The organism is Peribacillus sp. P4_C12, assembly GCF_056402095.1.
Genome location: NZ_JBFUIB010000585.1, coordinates 1 through 2,073, shown reverse-complemented (window position 1 = coordinate 2,073; position 2,073 = coordinate 1). Strand labels below are relative to the sequence as shown.

The following is a 2,073-nucleotide window of genomic DNA, read 5'->3' as shown; positions in this document are numbered from 1 at the left end:
CTAATAGACCGAGTGCCTGTTCTTCATAAGAATCGGTTAAAATATCAAATGTGGTTCCTCCTGTAACAGAAAGTGTTTTTGTTGTTGGTCCCATTGAACCAGCAACATATCTTGGCCATTTATCATTTGAATATTTTTCACAAGCTTTCACGGCAAGTTCAGCTGAAATTTTATTAAGCTTATAAGCAATCGTACTTATTTGGTATTCCTCAAGAACGATGCTCGTGGCTCCGAAGGTATTTGTTTCAATAATATCTGCACCTGCTGCTAAATATTTTTCATGGATGGTTTGGATGATTTCAGGTTGCGTCAGTGATAAATATTCATTACACCCCTCGAATTGTTCTCCCCCAAAATCCTTTACTGTTAAATTCTCAGCTTGTAGCATGGTTCCCATTGCACCATCAAGAAGGAGAATCTTAGACTTTAACTGTTCTTGAATCGCTTTTTTATTCATGTACTGCCACCTCTGATGTTTGTTTACTATCGACTTCTCTAATATATTTTGTAAGTTCCGCAGTCATTTCATAGCGAAGGAATGGTGTAATTAAATAAATTCCCTTGAATTTTTCTCTTGCGGCGTCCACCAGTTCTCTGGCGATATTCACACCTTCCATTCTTGACTTTATCGGGTCATCCCCAGCTAAAGCCATAGCCCGCCTTACATTATCAGGTAATTTAATACCCGGTATTTCGTTATGGATAAATTCCGCATTTCGTGTGCTCGTTAACGGCATGATTCCGACGAAAATCGGAGTATCTATATGTTTTGTCGCCTCATAAACCTCTTCAATCTGATCAACTGAATAAATCGGTTGGGTCAAAAAGGACTGAGCACCACAAGCAATCTTCTTTTCCATCCGCTGAACGGCCTTATTCAAATATTTCACATTTGGGTTAAAGGCAGCCGCAATTTTAAAATTTGCCCGTTGACCAAGACTTTGACCGGAATAGGAAAGACCTTCATTAAATTGTTTTACCATACTAATTAAGTCAAATGACGATAAATCATAGACTGAAGTTGCACCTGGGAAGTCCCCTATTTTTGAAGGATCACCAGTGATAATCAGAATCTCGTTCAACCCCACCGTTTGAAGCCCCATTAAATGTGATTGAAGGCCAATTAAGTTCCTATCACGGCACGTAATATGCACCATTGGATTTACATCTAATTGGTTTTTCAACAAATTGGCCAGCGCCTCATTAGATATCCTCGGTGAAGCAAGTGAATTATCAGCTAATGTAATCGAATCAACACCCGCATTTTTTAATGCCTCCGCACCAGCCATAAAACCTTCAATTCCTAATTTTTTCGGCGGATCAAGTTCAACAAGAATCGTTCTTTCAGTTTTGGCCTGCTCATGCAGGGGTAGTTCCAGTTCTCTATGATTCACTTCAATTATTTCGATTTCACGGGCTTTCGTCATTTTTTCTTCTACTGGAACTAAACTCCCAATCGCATTTTTCACAGATTGAATATGAAGTGGTGTTGTTCCACAACACCCACCGATTATCGTGGCACCCTGCTCACGAAGCTCAAGGGCACTTGAGCCAAAATATTCAGGCACTGCTTTATAAACTAGTCTTCCATCCACGTAATCCGGTAGGCTGGCATTTGGATAGATAGCGATAGCCGCATGCTTTGGCAAAGTCACTTCTTCCAAGGCGCGAATCATATGATGTGGACCTAGACGGCAATTCACACCAACAACATCAGCACCCAATTGCTCGAGTTTTTGAAATGCTTCATTTAAATGGATCCCATTTTGAAGATTACCTAATTCATGCATCGATACATTCGCAATAATTGGCAATTCTGTTTCTTTTTTAGCAATTTGCAACACGGTTTCAAGTTCTTCCAGATCATAAAATGTTTCAAGGAGAATCCCATCAGGATTTTCTATAAGCAGACTATATAGCTGCTCACGAAAACCTCGCTTAATTTCTTCCATGCTTAAATCCGATTTACGGATACTTCGCTGCGCCCCTATAGTACCAAATACAAATGCATTGCCTTTTGCAGCTTTTTTAGCAAGGATAACTCCCTGACGGTTAATTCGGCTTACTTCATCT

Annotated in this window: 2 protein-coding genes; both read right to left on the bottom strand. The window is 39.9% G+C overall.

The window, feature by feature from the left end:
- On the bottom strand, nucleotides 1-457 hold a 457-nt coding region (locus AC1DUW_RS26815; protein WP_477643929.1), incomplete at its 3' end, for a homocysteine S-methyltransferase family protein.
- The coding region (locus AC1DUW_RS26810; protein ID WP_477643928.1) for a bifunctional homocysteine S-methyltransferase/methylenetetrahydrofolate reductase at nucleotides 450-2,073 on the bottom strand (1,624 nt) is incomplete at its 5' end. The genes AC1DUW_RS26815 and AC1DUW_RS26810, both read right to left, overlap by 8 nt.